The sequence below is a fragment of the Vibrio sp. Vb2131 genome, from assembly GCF_033338535.1.
GTDB classification, from domain to species: Bacteria; Pseudomonadota; Gammaproteobacteria; order Enterobacterales; family Vibrionaceae; genus Vibrio; species Vibrio alginolyticus.
This window is the reverse complement of sequence record NZ_JAWOSW010000009.1, coordinates 23,799-47,824: the sequence shown is the minus strand read 5'-3', so window position 1 is coordinate 47,824 and position 24,026 is coordinate 23,799. Positions and strand designations below refer to the sequence as shown.

Annotated in this window: 25 protein-coding genes; 2 read left to right on the top strand and 23 right to left on the bottom strand. The window is 44.9% G+C overall.

The features are described 5' to 3' along the window. Window positions 1-17: 17 nt before the first annotated feature. From ispG to trmJ, 14 genes are all read right to left on the bottom strand, one after another. Window positions 18-1,136 carry a flavodoxin-dependent (E)-4-hydroxy-3-methylbut-2-enyl-diphosphate synthase gene (ispG, locus tag R7E38_RS11620; RefSeq protein ID WP_005383709.1) on the bottom strand — a complete coding sequence of 373 codons (1,119 nt, stop codon included), beginning with the start codon at window positions 1,134-1,136 and terminating at the stop codon, window positions 18-20. A gap of 6 nt (window positions 1,137-1,142) precedes the next feature. After that, window positions 1,143-2,093, bottom strand: coding sequence for a cytoskeleton protein RodZ (gene rodZ, locus R7E38_RS11615; RefSeq protein ID WP_226083911.1), 951 nt, complete (start codon window positions 2,091-2,093; stop codon window positions 1,143-1,145). A gap of 436 nt (window positions 2,094-2,529) precedes the next feature. Then, window positions 2,530-3,657, bottom strand: a complete 1,128-nt coding sequence (locus R7E38_RS11610) for a bifunctional tRNA (adenosine(37)-C2)-methyltransferase TrmG/ribosomal RNA large subunit methyltransferase RlmN (RefSeq protein ID WP_017633913.1) — start codon at window positions 3,655-3,657, stop codon at window positions 2,530-2,532. Window positions 3,658-4,030: 373 nt separating this feature from the next. Continuing rightward, window positions 4,031-4,456, bottom strand: a complete 426-nt coding sequence (gene ndk, locus R7E38_RS11605; protein WP_005381702.1) for a nucleoside-diphosphate kinase — start codon at window positions 4,454-4,456, stop codon at window positions 4,031-4,033. 95 nt (window positions 4,457-4,551) lie between these two features. Further along, window positions 4,552-5,850 (bottom strand): aminopeptidase PepB, encoded by a 1,299-nt coding sequence (gene pepB / locus R7E38_RS11600; protein ID WP_005381709.1) that lies wholly within the window; start codon window positions 5,848-5,850, stop codon window positions 4,552-4,554. Between the two features lie 161 nt (window positions 5,851-6,011). Continuing rightward, the gene (gene iscX / locus R7E38_RS11595; protein WP_005381711.1) at window positions 6,012-6,206 is read right to left on the bottom strand and encodes a Fe-S cluster assembly protein IscX; all 195 of its coding nucleotides are present in this window, start codon (window positions 6,204-6,206) and stop codon (window positions 6,012-6,014) included. A gap of 44 nt (window positions 6,207-6,250) precedes the next feature. Then, on the bottom strand, window positions 6,251-6,589 hold the full coding sequence (gene fdx, locus R7E38_RS11590) for an ISC system 2Fe-2S type ferredoxin (RefSeq protein WP_005381713.1): 339 nt from the start codon (window positions 6,587-6,589) through the stop codon (window positions 6,251-6,253). A 13-nt stretch (window positions 6,590-6,602) separates the two neighbouring features. Then, the gene (gene hscA / locus R7E38_RS11585; RefSeq protein WP_017820567.1) at window positions 6,603-8,456 is read right to left on the bottom strand and encodes a Fe-S protein assembly chaperone HscA; all 1,854 of its coding nucleotides are present in this window, start codon (window positions 8,454-8,456) and stop codon (window positions 6,603-6,605) included. A 21-nt stretch (window positions 8,457-8,477) separates the two neighbouring features. Beyond that, window positions 8,478-8,993, bottom strand: a complete 516-nt coding sequence (hscB, locus tag R7E38_RS11580) for a co-chaperone HscB (RefSeq protein ID WP_042521163.1) — start codon at window positions 8,991-8,993, stop codon at window positions 8,478-8,480. 55 nt (window positions 8,994-9,048) lie between these two features. Then, complete coding sequence (iscA, locus tag R7E38_RS11575) at window positions 9,049-9,372, bottom strand: iron-sulfur cluster assembly protein IscA (protein WP_005381717.1); 324 nt, start codon at window positions 9,370-9,372, stop codon at window positions 9,049-9,051. A 70-nt stretch (window positions 9,373-9,442) separates the two neighbouring features. Then, the gene (iscU, locus tag R7E38_RS11570; RefSeq protein WP_005381718.1) at window positions 9,443-9,826 is read right to left on the bottom strand and encodes a Fe-S cluster assembly scaffold IscU; all 384 of its coding nucleotides are present in this window, start codon (window positions 9,824-9,826) and stop codon (window positions 9,443-9,445) included. Between the two features lie 38 nt (window positions 9,827-9,864). Beyond that, a complete protein-coding gene (locus R7E38_RS11565) occupies window positions 9,865-11,079 on the bottom strand; it encodes an IscS subfamily cysteine desulfurase (RefSeq protein WP_025768862.1) in 1,215 nt (404 codons plus the stop codon). A gap of 28 nt (window positions 11,080-11,107) precedes the next feature. After that, window positions 11,108-11,614 (bottom strand): Fe-S cluster assembly transcriptional regulator IscR, encoded by a 507-nt coding sequence (iscR, locus tag R7E38_RS11560; RefSeq protein ID WP_005381720.1) that lies wholly within the window; start codon window positions 11,612-11,614, stop codon window positions 11,108-11,110. A gap of 125 nt (window positions 11,615-11,739) precedes the next feature. After that, window positions 11,740-12,459 carry a tRNA (cytosine(32)/uridine(32)-2'-O)-methyltransferase TrmJ gene (gene trmJ, locus R7E38_RS11555; protein ID WP_213900097.1) on the bottom strand — a complete coding sequence of 240 codons (720 nt, stop codon included), beginning with the start codon at window positions 12,457-12,459 and terminating at the stop codon, window positions 11,740-11,742. A 231-nt stretch (window positions 12,460-12,690) separates the two neighbouring features. On the opposite strand from trmJ, the gene suhB reads away from it, so the two are divergent. After that, window positions 12,691-13,494: an inositol-1-monophosphatase gene (suhB, locus tag R7E38_RS11550; protein WP_005381722.1), complete on the top strand. Its 804-nt coding sequence runs from the start codon at window positions 12,691-12,693 to the stop codon at window positions 13,492-13,494. Between the two features lie 70 nt (window positions 13,495-13,564). On the opposite strand, the gene R7E38_RS11545 is transcribed toward suhB, so the two are convergent. From R7E38_RS11545 to R7E38_RS11510, 8 genes are all read right to left on the bottom strand, one after another. Then, window positions 13,565-13,876 carry a hypothetical protein gene (locus R7E38_RS11545; protein ID WP_017633920.1) on the bottom strand — a complete coding sequence of 104 codons (312 nt, stop codon included), beginning with the start codon at window positions 13,874-13,876 and terminating at the stop codon, window positions 13,565-13,567. A gap of 141 nt (window positions 13,877-14,017) precedes the next feature. After that, window positions 14,018-14,434 (bottom strand): hypothetical protein, encoded by a 417-nt coding sequence (locus R7E38_RS11540; protein WP_017633921.1) that lies wholly within the window; start codon window positions 14,432-14,434, stop codon window positions 14,018-14,020. A 164-nt stretch (window positions 14,435-14,598) separates the two neighbouring features. Then, complete coding sequence (gene secF, locus R7E38_RS11535) at window positions 14,599-15,546, bottom strand: protein translocase subunit SecF (RefSeq protein ID WP_005383689.1); 948 nt, start codon at window positions 15,544-15,546, stop codon at window positions 14,599-14,601. A gap of 14 nt (window positions 15,547-15,560) precedes the next feature. Further along, window positions 15,561-17,417, bottom strand: a complete 1,857-nt coding sequence (gene secD, locus R7E38_RS11530) for a protein translocase subunit SecD (RefSeq protein ID WP_005381724.1) — start codon at window positions 17,415-17,417, stop codon at window positions 15,561-15,563. A 21-nt stretch (window positions 17,418-17,438) separates the two neighbouring features. Next, window positions 17,439-17,768 carry a preprotein translocase subunit YajC gene (yajC, locus tag R7E38_RS11525; protein ID WP_005381725.1) on the bottom strand — a complete coding sequence of 110 codons (330 nt, stop codon included), beginning with the start codon at window positions 17,766-17,768 and terminating at the stop codon, window positions 17,439-17,441. Between the two features lie 177 nt (window positions 17,769-17,945). Beyond that, a complete protein-coding gene (tgt, locus tag R7E38_RS11520) occupies window positions 17,946-19,082 on the bottom strand; it encodes a tRNA guanosine(34) transglycosylase Tgt (RefSeq protein WP_054575095.1) in 1,137 nt (378 codons plus the stop codon). Between the two features lie 147 nt (window positions 19,083-19,229). Beyond that, on the bottom strand, window positions 19,230-20,282 hold the full coding sequence (queA, locus tag R7E38_RS11515; protein WP_005381728.1) for a tRNA preQ1(34) S-adenosylmethionine ribosyltransferase-isomerase QueA: 1,053 nt from the start codon (window positions 20,280-20,282) through the stop codon (window positions 19,230-19,232). Between the two features lie 268 nt (window positions 20,283-20,550). Continuing rightward, window positions 20,551-21,717 carry a trypsin-like serine protease gene (locus R7E38_RS11510; RefSeq protein WP_226083909.1) on the bottom strand — a complete coding sequence of 389 codons (1,167 nt, stop codon included), beginning with the start codon at window positions 21,715-21,717 and terminating at the stop codon, window positions 20,551-20,553. A 312-nt stretch (window positions 21,718-22,029) separates the two neighbouring features. Here R7E38_RS11510 and R7E38_RS11505 point away from each other — a divergent pair, with 312 nt between their 5' ends. Further along, window positions 22,030-22,479, top strand: coding sequence for a CBS domain-containing protein (locus tag R7E38_RS11505; RefSeq protein WP_017820562.1), 450 nt, complete (start codon window positions 22,030-22,032; stop codon window positions 22,477-22,479). 123 nt (window positions 22,480-22,602) lie between these two features. On the opposite strand, the gene aceA is transcribed toward R7E38_RS11505, so the two are convergent. Then, window positions 22,603-23,916, bottom strand: a complete 1,314-nt coding sequence (aceA, locus tag R7E38_RS11500) for an isocitrate lyase (RefSeq protein WP_005381733.1) — start codon at window positions 23,914-23,916, stop codon at window positions 22,603-22,605. Window positions 23,917-24,026: the final 110 nt, after the last annotated feature.

Sequence of the window (24,026 nt, the reverse complement as noted above, 5' to 3'; positions counted from 1 at the left end):
CGTAATTCTCGTTGAGATTAATCTTGTACTTTAACTTCGATGCGGTTTTCGCCATTCATCATAGCTGCTTTCGCACGGATCTTAGCTTCTAGCTTATTCACAAGGTCATCGTTATTAAAGCGCTCTTTCTGGCGTTTACCATCTTCGTAGAATGCGCTCTTCTTGTTACTACCTGCTAGACCTAAGTGAGAAACTTCTGCTTCACCAGGGCCGTTTACCACACAACCGATGATAGACACATCCATTGGCGTGATGATGTCTTCTAAACGTTGCTCCAGTGCATTCACCGTACCAATCACATCGAATTCTTGGCGTGAGCAGCTTGGGCACGCAATAAAGTTGATGCCTCGAGAGCGAATGCGCAGAGATTTAAGGATGTCAAAACCGACTTTGATTTCTTCAACTGGATCGGCAGCCAAAGAGATACGCAGCGTATCGCCTATCCCTTCAGATAACAGCATACCTAAGCCAACAGATGACTTAACAGCGCCAGCTCGAGCACCACCCGCCTCTGTGATACCTAAATGAAGAGGCTGATCGATTTTCTTCGCCAGCAGACGATATGAATCCACCGCAAGAAAAACGTCTGAAGCTTTCACGCTAACTTTAAATTGGTCAAAGTTAAGACGATCGAGATGGTCTACGTGACGCATCGCCGATTCAACCAAGGCTTCTGGCGTTGGCTCACCGTATTTCATCTGTAGGTCTTTTTCCAAAGATCCACCATTGACACCAATACGGATCGGGATGTTTTTATCGCGAGCGCAATCGACAACAGCGCGAATGCGTTCTTCATTGCCGATGTTACCTGGGTTGATACGTAAACAGTCAACTCCGTACTCCGCAACTTTCAGCGCGATACGATAGTCGAAATGAATATCAGCCACTAATGGTACAGAAACTTGCTGTTTAATCAGTTTGAAAGCTTCTGCTGCGTCCATCGTAGGTACAGAAACTCGAACGATATCTGCGCCGACTTTTTCTAGTGCTCGGATTTGAGCGACTGTCGCTTCTACGTCAGTCGTGCGAGTGTTAGTCATTGACTGTACTGCAATTGGCGCACCATCACCAATTGGCACATCACCCACATAGATACGCGTCGATTTACGACGAATAATTGGAGATTCGTGTTGCATAATTTTTTATAACGGTAGAGTGAATCTAGCTACTTTGCCTGAAGTATACCCAGAAAGGTCGACAGGTTCACTTGCAAATGTCATTGTAACCCCTTCCGGTGCGCCTAATATCACTTTAAATGGCGCTTTTCCGGTAAGTTCTACATCTTGTCCTGGCTTATGAGTACCACTTACCAGCGTTTTACCATTGGTGTCTTTTACTTGAATCCAACAGTCCGCTTTAAACTTCATAGTAAGAAGTGTCATGCCTTCAGGTACTACTGGCGCAGGCTGTTCCTCTTCCGCCGCTTCAATCACGGCAACAGGTTCTTCAGAATCTACGCTTGTTGTATTTTCAGTTTCAGTCAGCAAAGGATCCGCCCCTTGCTCAACGGATGCTTCAGTCGATTCAGCAACGCCTTCATTAGTTGAAGCAACTTCTTCAGGAGTGCTTGCGATTAACTCTTCAGCCGTCATCAAATCGATATCAGCTAATTCTTGAGCAGTGGGCTGCGGCGCTTCAACACTTGAATCCGTTACTTCCTTAGTTAGGCTATTCTCTTGTTGGTTTTGCCACCACCATGCCGCTGAAATGCCAATAATGACCAGCCCGATAACCCAAGTAAGGAGCATAATACGGCTATTGTGCTTCTCGTCTTTTGTTTTACGAGAGAAGCTTTGCATTTCAATTTCTTGCTCTTGAGGCTGAGCATCGGCAGTCTGCTCTAACGCCGTCAAAACCACCTTCTCATCAAGACCCACGAATTTAGCGTAAGAGCGTAAGTAACCACGCGTAAATGTCGCGACTTGTTGAGATTCAAATCGGTTACTTTCAATATCTTCAATCACAGAAATGCGAAGCCTCAGGCGATCGGCAACTTGCTTTTGGCTCATTCCCAAGGATTCACGTTTGTTTTTCAGTAATGTGCCAGCTTCAATAGAGAGTGGCACTTCATTCGTATTTTCGTGTTCTGTCATAATGGCGGTATTTAATCTGTTTTAGTGGCTAACGTGGTCATGTATTTTCGTTATTGTTCTTAAGCCTCTTTAAAAGATAGCTAGCCTAAACGCGTTAACCAAAAATAATAATTTTAAGAAACTCTCAGCGATCTGAGTGCGAATACCAGTTTTGCAAAAATCAGCAAAACGTATGTGAGAAAGTGCTGAGAATTATCGGTGTCATCGTTAGTGTTACATATCATGATAAGCGAATGCGCAACGAAGACAAAAACTCTTTACACTCAAACTAACAGATAGCTCAAGCTTTTGTCCAAACTTTGACAAAGGAATTCGAAATTATACCCAAATAACCTTAGGTTGAAGAGTGATAGTCCCAAATCTTGGCGAAAATGTCCTAAACAATAAACAAAATAGCCAGAGCGAATGGCTCTGGCTATTTTTGAATTCCGGTCGTTTATACAGCTTTCACTTCAATGGTATCGGCACCGCGTGACGCTTTCAGCATTGCCGTACGTTTAGTTCGGTCAATTACATCACCGACCAACTGACCACATGCGGCATCAATGTCATCACCGCGCGTTTTACGAACCGTAACTGTGTGCTCGTATTGCATCAATGTTTTTTGGAAGCGATCAATACGTGAGTTACTTGGTTTCTTGTAAGGTGAACCTGGGTACGGGTTAAACGGAATCAAGTTAATCTTACATGGTGTGTCTTTCATCAATTCAGCCAGTTCACGAGCATGGTCCATGTCATCGTTCACATGATCAAGCAACACGTACTCGACTGTTACCTTGCCACGGTTTGCATTCGATGAAGCAATGTAGCGACGAACGGATGCTAGGAAATCTTGAATATCCCAACGATCGTTAATTGGCATGATTTCACTACGCAGCTTATCGTTTGGCGCATGAAGAGAGATCGCTAACGCAACGTCGATTTTGCCCGTCATCTGATCAAGACCAGAAACGACACCTGATGTTGATACGGTTACGCGACGCTTCGACAAACCAAAGCCAAGGTCATCCAGCATTAACTCCAATGCAGGAATCAAGTTCTTCATATTAAGAAGCGGCTCACCCATGCCCATCATCACGACGTTCGTAATTGGGCGACGGCCTGTTTCTTTCTCAAGACCAATTTCACGTGCAGCACGCCACACCTGACCGATGATCTCTGAAACTTTCAAGTTACGGTTAAAGCCCTGCTGTGCTGTTGAGCAGAACTTACATTCCAATGCACAACCTACTTGAGAAGATACACAAAGCGTTGCGCGATCATCTTCTGGAATGTAAACCGTTTCTACATCCTGATCACCAACCTTCATTGCCCACTTGATCGTGCCGTCTGAAGAATGCTGAGCTTCTGCTACAGTTGGTGCTTTAATTTCACACTTGTGTAAAAGCTTTTCGCGCAGCTTCTTGTTGATGTTTGTCATTTTTTCGAAGTCATCTACACCGAAATGGTAGATCCACTTCATAACCTGATCGGCACGAAACGCTTTCTCGCCAAGTTCTTCCGCGAAAAACTGACGCATGCCTTTGCGATCAAAGTCGAGTAGATTGATTTTTTCAGTGGTCATGTTGCCTCTCAATGACTGAAACAAGAATAAGGGCGCGAATTGTACAGCCTTTATGCAGCTACAACAAGGGGTGTAAGACCCTGAGTTTGCTAAGGCATTAAAATAAAAACGATTAAATTTTAATCAGACTTTACGGTGAGAATAATGATTAGACAACCGACAACAAAAGCGTAGAAGTGGTACAGAGAAAACAGTGAGAACAAACACACGTAACTAAGCTTTCACCCCTGTAAGATGCTCAGATTAGCCAACATCTTCGCGAATAATTACGAATGAACTCGCAGGTGAAATGGAGAACGCGGAATAAAAAACCTCGGACAATTCCGAGGTTATTACGAACTAGATCATCACGCAAAAGTGATGCATGAACGAGTTAGCGAGAGAAAACTTCTGATTCAGGGAAGAAAAACTCAATTTCACGAGCGGCAGACTCAGGGCTATCTGAACCATGAACTGAATTGTGACGCATGCTGAGTGCGTAATCAGCACGCAAAGTGCCACATGCCGCGTCCTCTGGGTTGGTTTTACCCATTAGCTCGCGGTAACGTGCAATCGCATTTTCGCCTTCCAATACCTGAACCATAATAGGACCAGATGTCATGAACTCTTTTAGAGGAGGGAAAAACTCTTTACCTTCATGCTCTGCATAAAAGCCGCTTGCCTGATCTTCTGTCAGGTGAACCATTTTGGCAGCGATGATACGTAGGCCAGCCTTTTCAATACGATTGTAGATTTCACCAATTAGGTTTCGCTCTACAGCATCAGGCTTAATGATTGAAAATGTTCTTTCTAGAGCCATAAAATTTCCTTTCTGTACTTGTAATAATAGTTGTGCTTTTAAAGTGACTTACTGGGTAAGAGCAGCACTCAAACAAGAGAGTGCTGCAATCAATCTTATTTTCCAGCTTGCTCATTGAGGAAACGAGCAAGTGTACGAACACCCATACCCGTTGCTCCCGCAGCCCATTTATCAGAAGCGGCTTTACGATACGTACCCGCACAGTCGAAATGTAACCAGCCTTTTTTGTAGTCCTCAACGAAGTAAGACAAGAACGCAGCTGCAGTACTTGCACCCGGAGAATAATCACCAGAGCTGATATTCGATAAATCGGCAAAATTAGATGGCAGCATTTCTCGATGGAAATCAGCAAGTGGTAGCGGCCACAAGCCTTCTTTTTCCTGGTTTGCCGCCGTAAGCGCTTGATGCGATAGCTCATCATCAAAGCTCATTAGCGCATGGTAATCGTTACCTAACGCATTCTTCGCTGCGCCTGTTAGCGTCGCGCAGTCAATGATTAACTCAGGCTTTTGCTCACTGGCGTAGATAAGACCGTCTGCAAGCACCAAGCGACCTTCCGCGTCGGTATTCATAATCTCAACGGTTTTGCCGTTTTTGTAAGTGATGATGTCGCCAAGCTTAAGGGCACGGCCAGAAACCATGTTCTCAGCACAACACAAGATCAGTTTTACGCGCTTGTTTAAACCGCGCAAGATAGCTAATCCTAGGCCACCAGTTATAGTACCCGAGCCACCCATATCTGCTTTCATTGCACTCATGAAGGTAGAAGGCTTCAAGCTGTAACCACCGGAATCAAAGGTGATGCCTTTACCCACAAGACATGCGAATACAGGTGCGTTTTCGTCACCAGTTGGGTTGTAGTCTAACTGAAGCATCGCAGAAGTACGCTCAGAACCACGGCCTACTGCGTAAATACCTTCCCAACCTTCTGCCAACAAGTCTTTGTCTTTGACGATACGTGCTGTCACAGTGCCTTTCGGCGCAACAGATTTGATGAATTCAGCAGCCATTGTCGCTAGCTGACGAGGAGCAACTTCTTCTGCCGTTTTGTTGATAATATCGCGGGTAAAATCAGTCGAAGTAATACGAGCTTGAAGCTCTGCTTGATCTTCATCAGACAATGCTGCCCACTCAACTGAGCCATGTTTTTTAGGGTTACGGAACCCTTGGTGGAAAGCCCATACGCTCTCTAGATCCCAGTTATCACCAGAAAGAAAAATAGAACGAATTCCTTGGCCATCTAGCTGACGAGCTGCACGTTGAATTGCGCCGAGATCATGACCTTCACCTAAGTGAATAGTTGCGCCGTTTTCAGCGAATGAAAGCAGTGCTTTTTCACCCCAATGTGGTGCTGCCGACTCTTGACTTAAAAATACAGACATCTGTGTAGACATGGTTTCTCCTTGTCTTATAGCAGCGTTGCCTACGCTGCTTCTTTTTAATAACTCACGGATGTTAGCATTATGTAGGGCAAAAATGTCAATTGGATAAAAAAACGGACCTAAAGGTCCGCTTTTTTTAGTAAGAATTGTTAACTAGGCTGTGTTTTACAGACTTAGTCCGCTTCGTCCATCCAGCACATGATAACGGCTTCTAGAATCTTTTCATTAGAACGGTTTGGCTCATCGTCAAACTCATCTAACTCCATGATCCATTGATGAAGATCGGTAAAACGCACTGTTTTTGGATCGACATCTGGAAACTTGTCACAAAGTTCAATCGCGATATCGCGAGAATCTGTCCATTTCATTGCTCATCTTCCTTTTGCTTCTTCCCTATATTGGGAAGATAGTTTTAGTGATCTTCTGAAGCGTGGTTTAGTGTGTATTTAGGAATTTCTACCACCAAGTCTTCATCAGCAATTCTCGCCTGACACCCTAGGCGTGACTCAGGCTCTAGACCCCACGCTTTATCTAGCATGTCGTCTTCTAGTTCTTCACTTTCTTCGAGTGAATCAAAACCTTCACGGATGATTACGTGGCAGGTAGTACACGCACATGACTTCTCACACGCATGTTCAATACCGATACCGTTTTTTAGCGCTACGTCTAGAACGGTGTCACCAGAGTTTGCTTCCAACACTGCACCTTCTGGGCACAAATCGTCGTGTGGTAATACAATAATCTTAGGCATAACTACTTATCTCTTATATATCGTCTACTGATTGACCTGACAACGCAGCTCGAATCGATTTATCCATACGGCGTGATGCGAAATCTTGGCTCGCTTTATCGGTATCTTTAATGCCTTGCTCTATCGCATCTGCATCATCACCATTACGCAGCTCAATCAAGGCTTCGATGGCTTTAATCAAGTTTTGTTTCTCTTGTTCTGATAGTAAGTCATCACCATCAGCTTGCATCGCTGCAATCAAACCTTCTATCACTCGGTCGGCTTCAACACGCTGCTCAGCTAAGGCACGAGCTTGCATGTCTTCTTTTGCGTGCGTCATTGAATCACGCAACATATCCGCCACTTCATTGTCACTTAAGCCGTAAGAAGGTTTTACTTGAATCTCTGATTGAACACCAGTGCTCTTCTCCATTGCCGTAACAGAAAGAAGGCCATCAGCGTCAACTTGGTAAGTCACGCGAATATGTGCCGCACCCGCTGCCATCGGAGGAATACCTTTTAACGAGAAGCGAGCAAGTGAACGACAGTCATCAACCATTTCACGTTCACCTTGTACCACATGAACACTCATCGCCGTTTGGCCATCTTTGAATGTGGTAAATTCTTGCGCACGCGCAACGGGAATCGTAGTGTTGCGGGGGATGATCTTCTCGACCAAACCACCCATGGTTTCAATACCGAGCGACAGTGGAATCACATCAAGAAGCAACATTTCAGAGTCAGGCTTGTTACCCGCGAGAATGTCTGCTTGGATACCCGCGCCGATTGCAACAACTTCATCAGGGTTAATGCTTGTCAGGGGTGTGCGACCAAAAAACTCGCCTACCATTTCACGAACCAGCAATGTACGGGTTGAGCCACCAACCATGACGACCTCGAGTACTTCATCTGCGTCGACATCCGCATCTTTTAATGCGCGACGACAAGACATCAGTGTTTTCTTCACTAGCGGACGAATCAGATCTTCGAACTGCTCGCGAGTCACGGTGCCTTTCCAACCAAAAACGTCAACGTCAACACTGTCTTGCTCAGAGAAAGCAATCTTAGCTTCAGTAGCAATGTTCAACAGTGTACGGTTCTTTTCTGCAGAAAGCGGCGCTTCTAGACCCGCTTGCTCCATTAAATAATCGGCAAATAAATGGTCGAAGTCGTCACCGCCTAATGCAGAGTCGCCACCTGTTGCTAATACTTCAAATACGCCTTTCGATAAACGTAGGATAGAGATATCAAAAGTACCGCCACCTAGATCGTAAACCGCAATCACACCTTCTTGACCTGAGTCTAGGCCATAAGCAATTGCCGCAGCGGTTGGTTCGTTAAGTAGACGGAGAACATGAAGACCAGCTAATTTCGCCGCATCTTTTGTACCTGCACGTTGCGCGTCATCAAAGTAAGCAGGAACGGTAATAACGACACCAGCTAACTCACCACCTAACGTATCTTCAGCTCGCTTACCCAATACTTTTAGGATGTCCGCAGATACTTCAATCGGGTTTTTGTCACCTTGAGGTGTTTGCAGAATTGGCAGGCCGTTTTCACTCTCTTTAAAACGATAAGGAAGTGAAGAGTAACGGGACTGAATGTCCTTTAATGAACGACCGATCAAACGTTTTACAGAGATAATCGTGTTCTCTGGTTCAAACTCTGCTTTGGCTTTGGCTTCGTGGCCGACCGTTAACGTTTCCTCAGCGTAATTAACGACTGAAGGTAAAATAGTACGGCCCTGCTCGTCCGCAAGTGGAGTTGCATCGCCGCTACGTACAGAAGCAACCAAAGAGTTGGTAGTACCTAAGTCGATACCCGCTGCTAACTTATGCTCATGAGGTGCCGAGCTTTGGCCCGGTTCTGCGATTTGAAGTAGTGCCATGATAGGTCCTTGTCACGCTTACTAGCCGAGGAGTTTGTCTTCGACTAGCTCAATTTCGTTCTTTAGTTTGGCAATGAATTTTAGCTTACGAACTCGGTCTGCGGCTTCAGCCCATAGACCATCATCAAGCTCTTGCTCGACGCTTGCCAGATGCTGTTTGTACATTTTGCTGACCTTAGAGTCGAAGTCAAAAAGCGCCGATTCAGGATCGGAGTTGTCAGCAATCTCTTCCAGTTCTTCGCGCAGTTCCATTTGCTCCATTAAGAACATCGGATCTTGCATCGTTTGCTGTTCACCTCGGATCTCAACACCTTGCTCTGCGAGGATATACTCGGCGCGAGAAATAGGATTTTTCAGAACTTGATAGGCATCGTTGATTTGCGCCGCCTTTTGCACCGCCATCAAACGGTCACGTTCTGAGCCCGTTGCAAAGTTATCCGGGTGGAAGCGTTTTTGTAGTTCTCGGAACTGAGAAGAAAGAAGGCTACCATCCAGCTTAAACTGACTTGGTAGCCCAAATAATTCAAAGTGATTCATTAAGTTCGGGTCCTAGTAAAGCCTTCCGGACTCGTTTGCCCAGAAGGACAATCAATTAGACGTTGAAGCTTTCACCACAACCACATTCACTTTTCGCGTTAGGGTTGTTGAATTCAAAACCTTCATTCAACCCTTCTTTCACGTAATCCAATTCAGTACCATCTAGGTACACTAAGCTCTTTTGATCGATGATAATTTTCACTCCAGAGAGTTCAAATACTTCGTCTTCTTCATTGAGCTCATCAACAAACTCAAGTACGTATGCCATGCCGGAACAACCAGTCGTCTTCACTCCAAGACGTAAACCGATACCTTTGCCTCGGTTATCTAGGAATGCTCTTACGCGACTTGCCGCTGATTCTGTCATTGTGATGGCCATACTGCACCTTAGTCTGTCTAAATTTCGATTGGAATGGGAGCGTCAAAGCTCCCATTATATTACGGAATAATTATTCTTGGTGTTTTTTCTTGTAGTCAGCAACCGCTGCTTTGATTGCATCTTCAGCAAGAATAGAACAGTGAACTTTCACTGGTGGAAGCTCTAGCTCTTCAGCAATCTCAGAGTTTTTAATTGCTGCCGCTTCATCAACTGACTTACCTTTTACCCACTCAGTTACTAGTGAGCTTGATGCGATTGCACTACCACAACCGTATGTTTTGAACTTCGCATCTTCGATGATACCTTCAGGTGTCACTTTGATTTGAAGCTTCATTACGTCACCACACGCAGGAGCGCCAACCATGCCGCTACCTACTGATGGATCTTCTTTATCGAATGAACCAACGTTACGTGGGTTCTCGTAGTGATCAATTACTTTTTCGCTGTATGCCATGATAAATTACCTCGAATCCTCTATTTCAATCCCTGAGATTAATGGTGAGCCCATTCAACAGTGCTCAAATCAATCCCTTCTTTGTACATATCCCATAGAGGAGACATGTCGCGTAGCTTAGTCACTGCAACGCGGATTTGTTCAATTGCGTAATCAATTTCTTCTTCAGTCGTGAAACGACCAAACGAGAAACGAACCGAGCTGTGAGCCAATTCGTCATCCATGCCTAGGGCACGAAGAACGTAAGAAGGCTCAAGGCTTGCAGACGTACAAGCACTACCAGAAGATACCGCTAGATCTTTAAGCGACATTAGTAGTGATTCACCTTCTACGAATGCGAAACTGATGTTTAGGTTGTGTGGTACACGCTGCTCAAAGTCACCGTTTACCGTCACTGCTTCTAAGTCTTTCACGCCATCAAAAAGACGGTTACGAAGCGCTAAAGCATGATCGTAATCTTTTTGCATGTCTTCTTTTGCAATACGGAATGCTTCACCCATACCTACGATTTGGTGAGTAGGTAGTGTACCAGAGCGGAAACCACGCTCATGGCCGCCACCGTGCATTTGCGCTTCAAGACGAATACGAGGCTTACGACGAACGTAAAGTGCACCGATGCCTTTAGGGCCATAAACTTTGTGAGCAGAAAGCGAAATTAGGTCAACTTTCATCTCTTGAACGTCGATTGGTAATTTCCCTGCAGATTGCGCTGCATCCACGTGGAAAACAATTTTACGCTCACGACACAATTCGCCGATCGCTGTAATGTCTTGAACCACACCAATCTCGTTGTTTACGTGCATAATAGACACAAGCACTGTGTCATCACGCATTGCCGCTTTAAGCTTCTCTAGATCGATCAAGCCATTTGATTCTGGCTCAAGGTAAGTCACTTCAAAGCCTTCACGCTCAAGTTGACGACATGGGTCAAGAACGGCTTTGTGCTCTGTTTTACAAGTGATTACGTGCTTGCCTTTCTTCGAGTAAAAGTGCGCTGCACCTTTAATAGCAAGGTTGTCTGATTCTGTCGCACCAGATGTAAATACGATTTCGCGAGGATCTGCATTTAGAAGGTCAGCAATTTGCTCACGAGCAGTATCGACCGCTTCTTCTGCCTGCCAGCCGTAACGGTGCGAACGCGACGCTGGGTTGCCAAATGTGCCATCCATTGTCATGTACTGAACCATTTTTTCAGCAACACGTGGATCAACTGGACATGTAGCGGAATAATCAAGATAAATCGGCAGTTTCATTCTCTACTCCAATGTAAAAAGCTGACCGCTAAGAGCGGACGTTTACACCGATGGGCGCGGCGGTTGTATTTTTGTTTGATAGCCCATGGGTTACCGCCAGATCAATGTCCTGACGATCAGAAATTTCGAGTACTTCATTGTCTGTCATCAACTCACCAAGAGTGATGTTATTCAAAAAGTCACTAATGCGAGAGCTTAGGTCACGCCACAGCGTGTGAGTAAGGCAACGTGTTCCACCTTGGCAATCTCCTTTACCTTGGCATTTGGTTGCATCTACTGACTCATCAACGGCAGCAATCACGGTACCAATAGCGATACTGTGAGCGTCGGCACCAAGTCGGTAACCACCACCAGGACCACGAACGCTGGCAACGAGACCTGCTTTACGCAATTTTGAAAATAGCTGCTCTAAGTAAGAGAGCGAGATCCCTTGACGCTCTGAAATATCAGCCAGAGGTACAGGGTTTTGTTGCGAATGCAGTGCCACATCCAGCATGGCTGTCACCGCATATCTTCCTTTAGATGTAAGTTTCATACCACACCGTATCCACATGGTTTGTAATGGTTAAGATTTTTCCATACCTGAGTAATTTGGTCAAGTATTTATTTGACCATTTTACTCAGGTATTCATCCTTACACCTAAAGTGGTTATTATTTACTCAGAACTTCTTTTCTATCGAAGTCAAAACGCCTCGTAGAATATTAAGTTCTTGGGTTTCTGGTCGAGCACGAGAGAACAAACGGCGCAACTTATTCATCACCTGTCCAGGTTGCTCTTTGTTAATAAACTGGGTCTCAACCATCACCTTTTCAAGATGCTCGAAGAACATTTCGAGTTCTCGATGACGCGGGTATTCTTCCGATTCATTTGGGGAAAACTGGCTTTGCTCTAAGTTCAAGTGTGCAACTCGCACTTCGTAACTGAGAGTTTGTACAGCCATCGCTAGGTTAAGCGAGCTGTACTCAGGATTAGCGGGAATACAAACATGGTAGTGGCACTTTTGTAGCTCTTCGTTTGTCAAACCAGTTCTTTCTCGGCCAAACACGAGCGCAACCGGATGCTTTCGGCCTTCAACTGCAAATTTCTCACCGCATTCACGTGGCTCGAGCATTGGCCATTCTAATGTACGAGAGCGGGCGCTAGAACCCACAACAAGGCAACAATCTTCAACCGCTTCTTCTAATGTGCCGACAATCTTTGCATTTTGAGCAATATCACCAGCACCCGCAGCTAAAGCAAGAGTTTGTTCATCCACTTCACATTGTGGATCGACTAATACTAGTTGGTTTAAACCCATCACTTTCATTGCTCGAGCTGCTGAGCCAATATTGCCTGAATGAGAGGTACCTACGAGTACAATTTTTACTTGATCCAACATCTGTGTTTGCTACCTAAATTAAAACCGCAGAATGTTATCATAGTTTTTTAAGACACCCTAGAGGCAAGCAGACCTCTCTTCTCATTCTTGGTTATTGTTCTCGTCCGCAGTATGCTCTGTACACTCAACCAGTCGCATTTAGAACAAAAAATAACCACTTCCCTTTTTAATTATCTCTGGTATACTCGCCGCCGCTTTCATTTGTTCTTTAACATCCGTTGGGAAATTCGTATGCATCCAATGCTAAACATTGCTATTCGCGCTGCGCGAAAGGCAGGCAATCATATTGCTAAATCATTAGAAAACACTGATAAAGTAGAATCTACTCTTAAAGGCACTAATGACTTTGTCACTAACGTAGACAAAGAAGCAGAATACATCATCATCGATACTATCAAGCAGTCTTACCCTGAGCATTGTATCGTTGCTGAAGAACAAGGTCTTATCGAAGGTAAAGATAAAGACGTACAATGGATCATCGACCCACTGGATGGCACCACTAACTTTGTAAAAGGTTACCCAACTTTCGCGGTTTCTATCGCTGTTCGTATTAAGGGTAAAACTGAAGTTGCTTGTGTTTACGATCCAATGCAAAACGAGCTATTCACTGCACAACGCGGTGCCGGCGCTCAACTAAACAGTGCACGTATTCGTGTTGCTCAACTAAAAGACCTTCAAGGTACTGTTCTAGCAACAGGCTTCCCATTCAAGCAGAAACAACACGCTGAGTCTTACATCAAGATCGTTGGTGCGCTATTCACTGAATGTGCTGATTTCCGTCGTAGCGGCTCTGCTGCTCTTGACCTTTGTTACGTGGCTGCTGGCCGTGTTGATGGTTACTTCGAGCTAGGCCTAAAACCTTGGGATATGGCAGCAGGTGAGCTTATTGCTCGTGAAGCTGGCGCAATCCTAACAGACTTTGCTGGCGGCACTGACTACATGAAGTCTGGTAACATCGTTGCTTCAAGCGCTCGTGGCGTAAAATCTATCCTTAAGCACATCCGCGAAAACGGTAACAGCGCGATCCTTAAGTAAGATTTGAAAGTCATATATAGCCCGTCACGCTGATGACTTTAGAAAGCCCCGCTCATTGAGCGGGGCTTTTTTATTTCGAACAATCAGCCTGTTTGTAGAAACGGTCGTAGTCAGATAAGTGGTCTATTTTTACGTGCTTAACCTTCCATATTTGTTCCTTCATTAAAAACTGCAGCGAAACCGTGACTGGCTGGTATACATCACCAAAGCCGTTTACAGAAAGACATCCAACTCCTCCATCCTCACTGTACTCTTCAAAGTAAGACAGCTCTGTAACCAAACTTGATGGGATAGATGATAAAAATGGAAATTGATGACCAAATTTTATTGGGTGAGACTTAATACTGTTCAGCTCTTCAATCGATAGATTTGGTCCTGCCATAGCTTCTACCACCTCTATATACTGCATCTTGTATAAATTATTACGTATATCAAGGTAAGTATCGTGGAGTGGACTTGCGATGCAGGGCGTTGAAACACTTAGTAAAACCGGAATAGGTAGAATTCTATTTAGCATAACCAACTAAACCCCAGCTTCACGGAGCGCTTGATCAATTTTACTCGGCTTAAATCTGTACTTACAAAGCCCCCACTCGCACTGCTCTAAAAGCTCACGGACATTTACCTGCCCAGTAACTCCAAAGGAAACAACACCAAAAAGAGAAACACTCCCACTGTATGTCAAAACACCATCACGAGTAGTTTTAAAAGTAACAGAAACGGCTTTTAATTTTATGCCCAGCTCTTCAACCATTTCTTTTGAAACTTCAAACTTAGTAAATCCAAGCTCACCAGATAAAGTTACTTTACCTGACTCATCAACTGCTAACTTGAACCTTTTCCCTCCAGTAACTAGCTTGGTGGTAACACCTTTATTGTGCTTGTAAGAAATCTCTACAAACTTCAGTAACTGTACTTTTATTTCAGCTTGCCTTGACATTATTTCCTCCCGAAATTGTTGAACATACTTCCGATATTCAACTCAATCAAAAAACTACAATTCAAGCTGGAAGTACCTCAAAAAAAAATGAAACTTTCAAATCTATCAGGCATAAAAAAACCGCTGATTGCTCAGCGGTTTTTGTTTTCGGTTCTCAATCTGCCTTATGGCATCTCGTCGAACTCTGCACCTTCTTTTTCTACTTGAGGTGGCATCAAGTGCTCTTTCTGGATACCCAGTTTCAGAGCCAGTGCTGATGCTACGTAGATAGAAGAGTAAGTACCTACAGTGATACCGAGTAAAAGTGCGGTTGCAAAGCCGTGAATCATAGCACCGCCCTGCATGAACAGTGCAATTACCACGAACAACGTCGTACCAGATGTAATCAATGTACGGCTCAACGTCTGAGTGATTGAGGCGTCCATAATGTCTGAAGGTTCACCCTTACGCATCTTACGGAAGTTTTCACGAATCCGGTCAAATACAACGATGGTATCGTTGAGTGAGTAGCCCACAACCGTCAGTAGCGCAGCTACGATGGTCAGGTCAACTTCAATTTGTAGAAACGAGAAGACACCTAGCGTGATAATTATATCGTGAGCCAATGCCATTACCGCACCAGCCGCTAGACGCCATTCAAATCGCATCGATACATAAAGCAGGATACAGATCAGCGATACCAAGATCGCTAGACCACCAGCTTCTGTTAGCTCATCACCAACGTTGGGACCTACGAACTCAATACGACGCATTTCTACGCTTTCGCCAGTACCATCTTTGATAGCACCAATGATTTGGTTACCTAGCGTTTCACCAGAAACGTCATCACGTGGACGAAGACGAACCATGACTTCACGAGCACTACCGAAGTTTTGTACTGTTGCATCGCCAAAGCCTTTTGAATCTAGTGCTGCACGAATCTCTTCAAGGTTTGCTGGCTGTTCAAAACCGACCTCGATAAGCGTACCGCCAGTGAAATCTAGGCCCCAATTAAGCCACTTGGTTGACAAAGTGAAGATGGAAGCAGCAATCATTATAATTGAAAAAACGAATGCTACTTTCGACCAACGCATAAAGCCGATCGTCTTCTCTGCTTTTAGAATTTGAAACATATTAATTCCCAGCCTTAGATCGACAATTTATCAACGCGTTTGCCACCGTAGATCAGGTTCACGATACAACGTGTACCAATAATGGCGGTGAACATTGAAGTTAAGATACCGATAGATAGAGTAACTGCGAAACCTTTCACCGCACCTGTACCGACCGCAAATAGAATGATTGCAGTAATTAGTGTTGTGATGTTCGCATCAGCAATCGTGCTGAATGCATTCGCGTAACCTTGGTGAATCGCTTGTTGTGGACTACGTCCATCACGAATTTCTTCACGGATACGCTCGAAGATCAGTACGTTCGCATCAACCGCCATACCGACTGTTAACACGATACCGGCTATCCCCGGAAGCGTCATGGTAGCGCCTGGAATCATCGACATAACACCAATGATAAGCACTAAGTTTGCCATTAGAGCGATGTTTGCAATCAAACCAAAGCCGCGGTAGTAAAGCAGCGTAAATAGCATTACGGCAACCATACCCCAGATACATGCTTGGATACCCATATCGATGTTTTGCTGGCCCATTGATGGACCAATGGTACGTTCTTCAACGATAGAGATAGGTGCAATCAGTGCACCAGCACGTAGTAAAAGTGCTAGGTTGTGTGCTTCTGCAGCAGAGTCGATACCTGTGATACGGAAGTTACGACCAAGAGCCGATTGAATCGTTGCTTGGTTGATGACTTCTTCATGCTTATCCAGAATAACTTTGCCTTCAGGCGTACGACGGCCACTGTCTTTGTATTCTGCAAACACGGTAGCCATTAGCTTACCAATGTTCTTCTTAGAGAACGCAGACATTTTATTACCACCTTCGCTGTCTAGCGAGATGTTAACTTGTGGACGACCATATTCATCAACACTTGAGCTTGCATCTGTGATGCTTTGACCGCCAAGAATAACGCGCTTCTTAAGCACTACTGGGCGACCATCACGGTCCATCTTGATTTCACTACCTGCTGGCGCACGACCATTTGCCGCTGCCGATAGGTCAGCTTTATCATCAACTTCACGGAATTCAAGCGTTGCCGTAGCTCCGAGAATTTCTTTTGCACGAGCAGTATCTTGAACACCAGGCAGTTCAACTACAATGCGACTAGCACCTTGACGTTGAACCAATGGTTCCGCAACACCTAGTTCGTTGACACGATTACGTAAAATCGTAATGTTTTGCTCAACAGCATAGTTACGGATCTCTTGTAAACGTTGCTCAGTAAAGGTTGCAGTAAGAGCGTAACGGCCATTTGAATCAGAATCGACAAAAATCATGTCCGGGTGATTCTTTTCTAGCGTTGCTTTCGCTTCTGCTAATTGCTCTTCGTTACGCAACAACACTTCTACCGCTTCTTTTCCAGAAGGGCGGATTGCACGGTAACGAATCTTGGCGTCACGAAGTTCGCTACGGAAAGCTTCTTCTTGTTGACCAACAAGCTTTTCCATCGCTGCATCCATATCCACTTCCATTAAGAAGTGAACACCACCGCGAAGGTCAAGACCTAGCTTCAATGGTGACGCGCCAATCGCTTCTAGCCAATCGGGTGTAGAAGGTGCAAGGTTAAGTGCAACAATTGTGTCTTTGCCTAGCGCTTCGCTGATGACATCACGAGCACTGATTTGTGTGTCAGTGTCGTTAAAACGAACAAGAATTGATCCATCTTCGAGAGCAATGGATTTATGAGAAAGTTGCTCTTTGTTAAGAGCGGTAGTGACAGCATCCAGCGTTGACATATCTACAGAGGCGCCACGCGCCCCTGTAACTTGAATAGCCGGATCTTCACCGTAGATATTTGGAAGTGCGTATAACGCAGCGGTGATGATGGCAAAAAGCACCATCAAGTACTTCCATAATGGATAACGGTTTAGCACAGCGAGGATCCTTTAGCTGTTTTATAGAGACTTAAGCGTACCTTTTGGTAGCACTGCAGTGATGAAGTCTTTCTTGATTACTACTTCATTGTTCGCGTTAAGCTCAATTGAAATGTAGTCATTGTCTTCAGCAATCTTAGTGATTTTACCCACTAGGCCACCGCTAGTTAAAACTTCGTCGCCTTTGCCCATAGAAGCCATTAGGTTTTTGTGTTCTTTTACGCGTTTCGCTTGTGGGCGGTAAATCATGAAGTAAAAGATCACTGCGAACATGCCAAGCATGATTAGCATTTCAAAACCACCGCCTGCTGGCGCGCCTTCTGCTGCTGCGTGAGCCTGAGAAATAAACATTAAAACATCCTCATTATATTTTATTGATAATCAAACAAATTGGGCTTTCGCATTTTAGATTCAAGTCTGAGAGTAACTAATAGAGATCGCTCTCTCAAAAATAACGTGCGTTAGCCTACTTTATTAGCAAAAGCCTCTGGCGACATGCCAAAGGCTTTAATTCTTTTAGTTTTTCAATTACTGCTCTTTTGCTAGTGGTGGCACTTCACGGCCACGACGATCATAGAACTCAGTAACAAATTCATCGAAGCGATCTTCATCAATTGCTTTACGAATGCTTTCCATCAGACGCTGGTAGTAACGCAGGTTATGGATTGTATTCAAGCGAGCGCCTAAGATTTCATTACAACGCTCTAAATGGTGAAGGTACGACTTGCTGTAGTTTTGACAAGTGTAACAGTCACAATGCGGATCCAATGGTGTTGTATCCGTTTTATGTTTCGCATTACGGATCTTGATCACACCACCAGTCACAAATAAGTGACCATTACGTGCGTTACGCGTTGGCATTACACAGTCAAACATGTCGATACCACGACGAACACCTTCAACCAAGTCTTCTGGCTTACCTACGCCCATCAAGTAGCGAGGTTTGTCTTCAGGAAGTTGAGGACAAGTATGCTCAAGAATACGGTGCATGTCTTCTTTAGGCTCACCTACTGCCAAACCACCAACCGCGTAACCGTCAAAACCGATTTCCGTTAGACCTTTTACCGACACATCACGTAAATCTTCGTAAACACCACCTTGAACAATACCAAATAGGTTGTTCGGGTTTTCTAGCTTCTCGAAGTGGTCACGTGAACGCTGTGCCCAGCGTAATGACATTTCCATCGATTTCTTCGCTTCATCGTGTGTCGCTGGGTAAGGCGTACACTCGTCAAAAATCATAACGATGTCAGAGCCCAGGTCTTTTTGAATTTCCATCGACTTTTCTGCGTCCATGAAAATCTTGTCACCGTTTACTGGGTTACGAAAGTGAACACCCTCTTCAGTGATCGTACGCATCTTACCAAGGCTGAATACTTGGAAGCCGCCTGAATCAGTAAGAATAGGACCGTGCCAGTTCATAAAATCGTGCAGGTCACCGTGCATTTTCATCACTTCTTGACCAGGACGTAGCCACAGGTGGAACGTATTACCTAGCAGAATTTCTGCACCAGTACCTTTTACTTCTTCTGGTGTCATACCTTTAACGGTACCGTAAGTACCTACTGGCATGAACGCAGGAGTTTGAACAGTGCCGCGTTCGAAAGTCAGTTGACCACGACGTGCATTGCCGTTTTTCTTCTTAAGATCGAATTTTAATTTCACGATGCCTCCGGGTGTCAGAGAAACAGTCTGACTGAGTGTTTAGGGCTCTACCCTACTTTAAGGAGCGGTCGCTTTTCCTTGCGAGAGACAAAGCAATGGATGCTTTATTTCCTAGCTTACTGCTAGCACTCGTAAATCTACTTTTAACTACGCCGTTTTCTTCTTGATGAACATTGAATCGCCATACGAGAAGAAACGATATTTGTTTTCCACCGCGTGCTTGTAAGCATTCATGGTGTTCTCGTATCCAGCAAATGCACTCACCAACATGATCAGTGTTGATTCAGGCAAGTGGAAGTTTGTGATCAAGCAATCCACCAGCTGATATTCGTAACCAGGGAAAATAAAGATTTCAGTATCGCCAAAGAATGGGGCCAGCTCAGTCCCTTTTTGCAATGCGTCTTGCGCTGCACTTTCAAGTGAACGCACAGATGTGGTACCAACAGCAATAATTCGTCCGCCGCGCGCTTTCGTCGCTTTAATTGCTTCGACGACTTCTTGTGGTACTTCTACGTACTCGGCATGCATGTGGTGATCGTTGATATTTTCCACTTTTACCGGCTGGAATGTACCCGCCCCAACGTGCAAAGTAACGTAAGCAAACTCTGCACCTTTCGCTTTGATTTTCTCCAAGAGAACATCATCAAAGTGAAGGCCCGCTGTCGGTGCCGCAACCGCACCTGGCTTTTGATTATATACCGTTTGGTAACGCTCTTTATCTGCATCTTCGTCTGGACGGTCGATGTAAGGAGGAAGCGGCATATGGCCGATTTCTTCCAGAATTTCTAGTACCGTCTTATCAGAACTGAATTTCAGTTCAAATAAAGCATCATGGCGTGCCACCATTTCTGCTGAATATTCATCATTCTCGCCAACAATAATGGTTGTACCTGGTTTTGGTGATTTAGAGCAACGAACGTGCGCGAGGATGCTTTTCTCATCCAACATGCGCTCCACCAGCACTTCTAATTTACCGCCCGATTCCTTGCGGCCAAAAAGACGAGCAGGAATAACACGAGTATTATTAAACACCACTAAGTCACCGGGTTGAACTTGGCCCAATACATCAGTAAATGTGCCATCAATGAGCTCTCCGGTATTGCCGTCCATTTGCAGCAGTCGGCTAGCGGTACGCTCTGGTTGAGGGTAGCGAGCGATGAGTTCATCTGGAAGGTCGAAATGGAAATCTGATACTTGCATGTTACTTGTCTTATCTATTGGTCAAATCACGTCTAGGCGACGATAAAATTGCGACGAGTTTTTCGCAGCAGACTAGTATATGTTTACATGCTGCAATAGCAAGCAAATCACCAGAATATAGCAGTAAAAGCCATGGTGAAGAGTGTAATAAAACGTGAAAAGCCTCGATGACTTGGCACTATTTTTAATTTGAGCCCAAAAGAGAGAACATGAAAAAAGCAAAGCAGCGTATACCGCTGCTTATTAGTTTGGCATTCCAATCGCCCTATCAAACCTCACGCTTTCGCCACAAGAATAACGGCACGAATAAACCCAATAACCAAAACCCTAGACTGCCACCTTCATCATCTGAGCCTTTGAAATCACAGTTATTGGTCGCAATGCCATCGTGACACTCTTTATTGTCACCACTTTCATTGTTAGCACTTTTGATAAAATTCGGCGCAATGATGTAACGACTTGGTGGCGCATCGGCAGTGATGTAAGACTGTACCCAGTCGTAATAGTGGCTCACCTTGGTGTAGAAACTTGGGATCGTCAAAGAGCCACACGTTGGTAGAATAAGGGGGCCGCCACTAACAATACCAATTTGTTTGCCGGTCGCCACATCGACCAACGGGCCACCACTGTCACCTTTACATGCAGAGTTGCCATATTGAGTATGGCTATCTGGCTCCAATACATGGTTTTGTGTTGGTAGCGTACAAATTTTGGTTTGGTTGTCTCTTGAATCAATGATCCCCGGAAAACTGCTGCCAATTTCTAAACGCTCATAACATTTGTCGATGGGTAAAAATGTGCTAATGGTGGTTTTGAGCGTATTAGAAGGTTCAGAAGCATCCGGCTGAGTAGCCCCCCATCCAAACACTTGCACATTTTCGACACGTTGATTGGTCAGGTAATTATCGTTCCAATCCGCCACCAAACGTGCTTCGATACTCTCCATGTCAACTTTACTCGCTAGGTCAGCAAAGTTCGCGTTTGCCACTGGGCGCGTGAGATACAGCAACGCGATGTCTGAATCTAAACCGGTTTGGATAGGTTTCACGTTGCCATTACTGTCGGTCTCAGCTTTTGAAATCCGGGTGTAATCCGGATGAACCACAACGTGAGACACCGGATAAAAGTTATCAAGCCCTGCAGAATTAAGTTCATACGCATCCGCATTCACCGACAGCTCACCCGGCGGGGTCACATAGTAGGTTGCTTCATTGGTTCCTTGTCCCATCACCACACAGTGCGCCGCAGTCAGTACCCATTGCTCTGTCAGCATCGTTCCACCACACAGCGGAAACTCTGCCATGTTACTTGCTCGCAAAGTAACGCGGTCAACAGGATCGGTTTGTTCATCTCCTAACACAATCGCCTGTGTTGATGGCACACTGAATGCCGCCACTGCCAGCGCAATAAGTTTGTTACACGTTGTTCGTTTCATCTAGGTTGCTGTCTTCAATTTGGTAAGCCTGGACGTATCTTCTTCGAGAGAAGAATCTTGGAAAATCCAGCGAATAAAAATGTGCGATTCAATTCATTGGATTACCTTGGGAACACATTCAATATCAACTAAAAATGCCAACTGACTCGCACACAAACCGACTTATTCAAATTAATAAAAACACCAATAAAACACAGATTACGCAGCCCATCAGCATTGTGCTATTTAATTGATGAAAAACGAGTTAGCTCCCAGATATACAGAAAAATATTCTCTATATTTAAGAGAAGGACAATGCCGCTGGAGGTCTCTATGATCAAGGTTGAAGACATGATGACTCGTAATCCTCATACCTTACTGCGCACGCACACCTTGCGTGATGCAAAAAGCATGATGGATGCGCTTGATATTCGACACATTCCGGTTGTTGATGCCAATAACCACTTACAAGGCTTGGTGACTCAACGCGACATTCTTGCTGCTCAAGAATCGAGCTTGCACCCAGATGAGGCTGAACAATCTTTTACTTTAGACACACCGCTCTACGAAATGATGCACACCAATATCATGACGGCAGAGCCTATCGCGGGGCTCAAAGAGAGCGCTATCTATATGCAAAAGCATAAAGTTGGCTGTCTACCTGTTGTCACCAAAGGTCGATTGGTCGGCATTATTACTGATAGTGACTTCGTGACGATTGCGATTAACTTATTGGAACTACAAGAAGAAGTGGAACCTGAAGAAATCGAGCAGGAAGAGTAGTACGCAAGCGTATTCTCTTTGTTGTAAGTTTCGTTTTTACACCGGTTAAACGAAAAAAGAGCGGCAGGGTTGCCGCTCAAAATGCCATTACTGACGCTGATTAAGGAAGTGTTTCTCTGCCAATTAGAATTGGTCTTCTTCGGTCGAACCTGTCAATGCTGTCACTGAAGAGTTACCACCTTGGATAGTATTGGTCATTCTATCGAAGTAACCTGTACCTACTTCTTGTTGGTGCGCAACAAACGTATAGCCTTTTTCAGCTGCTTGGAATTCAGGACGCTGAACTTTCTCAACATAATGACGCATACCTTCACCTTGAGCGTAAGCGTGCGCCAGTTCAAACATGTTGAACCACATGTTGTGAATGCCTGCTAGCGTGATGAATTGGTACTTGTAGCCCATGTCTGCAAGCTCTTGTTGGAACTTAGCAATGGTTTCTGCATCTAGGTTTTTCTCCCAGTTGAATGAAGGCGAGCAGTTGTACGCCAACAATTGATCTGGGTATTCAGCGTGAATTGCTTCTGCAAACTTACGTGCTTCTTCCAAACATGGCGTAGCCGTTTCACACCAAATCAAGTCTGCATATGGTGCGTAAGCCAGGCCGCGAGAGATAGCTTGGTCGATACCCGCGCGAACGCGGTAGAAACCTTCTTGAGTACGCTCACCTTCGATGAAGTCTTTATCATATGGGTCGCAATCTGAAGTAATGAGATCCGCCGCATTCGCATCAGTACGAGCAATAACTAATGTTGTTGTACCCGCTACGTCAGCAGCCAAACGAGCTGCAACGAGCTTTTGTACCGCTTCTTGCGTAGGAACTAATACCTTACCCCCCATATGACCACACTTTTTCACCGATGCTAACTGGTCTTCAAAGTGAACGCCCGCGGCACCGGCTTCGATCATCGATTTCATTAGTTCGTAAGCGTTAAGCACACCACCAAAGCCCGCTTCAGCATCCGCTACGATAGGTAGGAAGTAATCAATTCCACCTTCATCTTCAGGCGTCTTACCAGCAGCCCACTGAATTTGGTCTGCACGACGGAATGAGTTGTTGATGCGTTTTACTACTGACGGTACAGAATCTACTGGGTAAAGAGATTGGTCTGGATACATCGTCGAGGCGGTGTTGTTATCCGCCGCTACCTGCCAGCCTGACAAGTAAATCGCTTCAATACCTGCTTTAGCTTGTTGAACCGCTTGACCACCCGTTAGCGCACCAAGACAGTTTACGTAACCTTTTTTCGCACTACCGTTGACCAGTGACCAAAGTTTGTCTGCACCACGTTGTGCAATTGTGTTTGCAGGCACCATAGAGCCACGCAGTTCCACCACTTCCTCGGCAGTGTAAGTACGCTTCACATTTTTCCAGCGTGGGTTAGTTGCCCAGTCTTTTTCCAGAGCTTCAATTTGTTGGCGGCGAGTTAAGTTAGTCATTGGTCTATCCCTCTTTATAATTTGCACTTTATGCGTGTGCGTTGAGTTTCCGTTCTCAGGCAGTACTTCCCTATCTGCCTTGAAAATCCTTCACGTTATTGGTGTTACAG

What these genes read in the sequence shown, in the direction of transcription:
- queA (WP_005381728.1), bottom strand. Translation starts at nt 20,282, where the DNA reads ATGCAAGTATCAGATTTCCATTTCGACCTTCCAGATGAACTCATCGCT.
- iscX (WP_005381711.1), bottom strand. Translation starts at nt 6,206, where the DNA reads ATGAAATGGACAGATTCTCGCGATATCGCGATTGAACTTTGTGACAAG.
- R7E38_RS11565 (WP_025768862.1), bottom strand. Translation starts at nt 11,079, where the DNA reads ATGAAACTGCCGATTTATCTTGATTATTCCGCTACATGTCCAGTTGAT.
- iscU (WP_005381718.1), bottom strand. Translation starts at nt 9,826, where the DNA reads ATGGCATACAGCGAAAAAGTAATTGATCACTACGAGAACCCACGTAAC.
- trmJ (WP_213900097.1), bottom strand. Translation starts at nt 12,459, where the DNA reads ATGTTGGATCAAGTAAAAATTGTACTCGTAGGTACCTCTCATTCAGGC.
- R7E38_RS11510 (WP_226083909.1), bottom strand. Translation starts at nt 21,717, where the DNA reads ATGAAACGAACAACGTGTAACAAACTTATTGCGCTGGCAGTGGCGGCA.
- hscB (WP_042521163.1), bottom strand. Translation starts at nt 8,993, where the DNA reads ATGAATCACTTTGAATTATTTGGGCTACCAAGTCAGTTTAAGCTGGAT.
- iscA (WP_005381717.1), bottom strand. Translation starts at nt 9,372, where the DNA reads ATGGCCATCACAATGACAGAATCAGCGGCAAGTCGCGTAAGAGCATTC.
- ispG (WP_005383709.1), bottom strand. Translation starts at nt 1,136, where the DNA reads ATGCAACACGAATCTCCAATTATTCGTCGTAAATCGACGCGTATCTAT.
- ndk (WP_005381702.1), bottom strand. Translation starts at nt 4,456, where the DNA reads ATGGCTCTAGAAAGAACATTTTCAATCATTAAGCCTGATGCTGTAGAG.
- R7E38_RS11545 (WP_017633920.1), bottom strand. Translation starts at nt 13,876, where the DNA reads ATGGCAGGACCAAATCTATCGATTGAAGAGCTGAACAGTATTAAGTCT.
- hscA (WP_017820567.1), bottom strand. Translation starts at nt 8,456, where the DNA reads ATGGCACTACTTCAAATCGCAGAACCGGGCCAAAGCTCGGCACCTCAT.
- iscR (WP_005381720.1), bottom strand. Translation starts at nt 11,614, where the DNA reads ATGAAACTTACATCTAAAGGAAGATATGCGGTGACAGCCATGCTGGAT.
- R7E38_RS11540 (WP_017633921.1), bottom strand. Translation starts at nt 14,434, where the DNA reads ATGTCAAGGCAAGCTGAAATAAAAGTACAGTTACTGAAGTTTGTAGAG.
- yajC (WP_005381725.1), bottom strand. Translation starts at nt 17,768, where the DNA reads ATGTTTATTTCTCAGGCTCACGCAGCAGCAGAAGGCGCGCCAGCAGGC.
- suhB (WP_005381722.1), top strand. Translation starts at nt 12,691, where the DNA reads ATGCATCCAATGCTAAACATTGCTATTCGCGCTGCGCGAAAGGCAGGC.
- aceA (WP_005381733.1), bottom strand. Translation starts at nt 23,916, where the DNA reads ATGACTAACTTAACTCGCCGCCAACAAATTGAAGCTCTGGAAAAAGAC.
- pepB (WP_005381709.1), bottom strand. Translation starts at nt 5,850, where the DNA reads ATGTCTACACAGATGTCTGTATTTTTAAGTCAAGAGTCGGCAGCACCA.
- rodZ (WP_226083911.1), bottom strand. Translation starts at nt 2,093, where the DNA reads ATGACAGAACACGAAAATACGAATGAAGTGCCACTCTCTATTGAAGCT.
- secF (WP_005383689.1), bottom strand. Translation starts at nt 15,546, where the DNA reads ATGTTTCAAATTCTAAAAGCAGAGAAGACGATCGGCTTTATGCGTTGG.
- fdx (WP_005381713.1), bottom strand. Translation starts at nt 6,589, where the DNA reads ATGCCTAAGATTATTGTATTACCACACGACGATTTGTGCCCAGAAGGT.
- R7E38_RS11505 (WP_017820562.1), top strand. Translation starts at nt 22,030, where the DNA reads ATGATCAAGGTTGAAGACATGATGACTCGTAATCCTCATACCTTACTG.
- R7E38_RS11610 (WP_017633913.1), bottom strand. Translation starts at nt 3,657, where the DNA reads ATGACCACTGAAAAAATCAATCTACTCGACTTTGATCGCAAAGGCATG.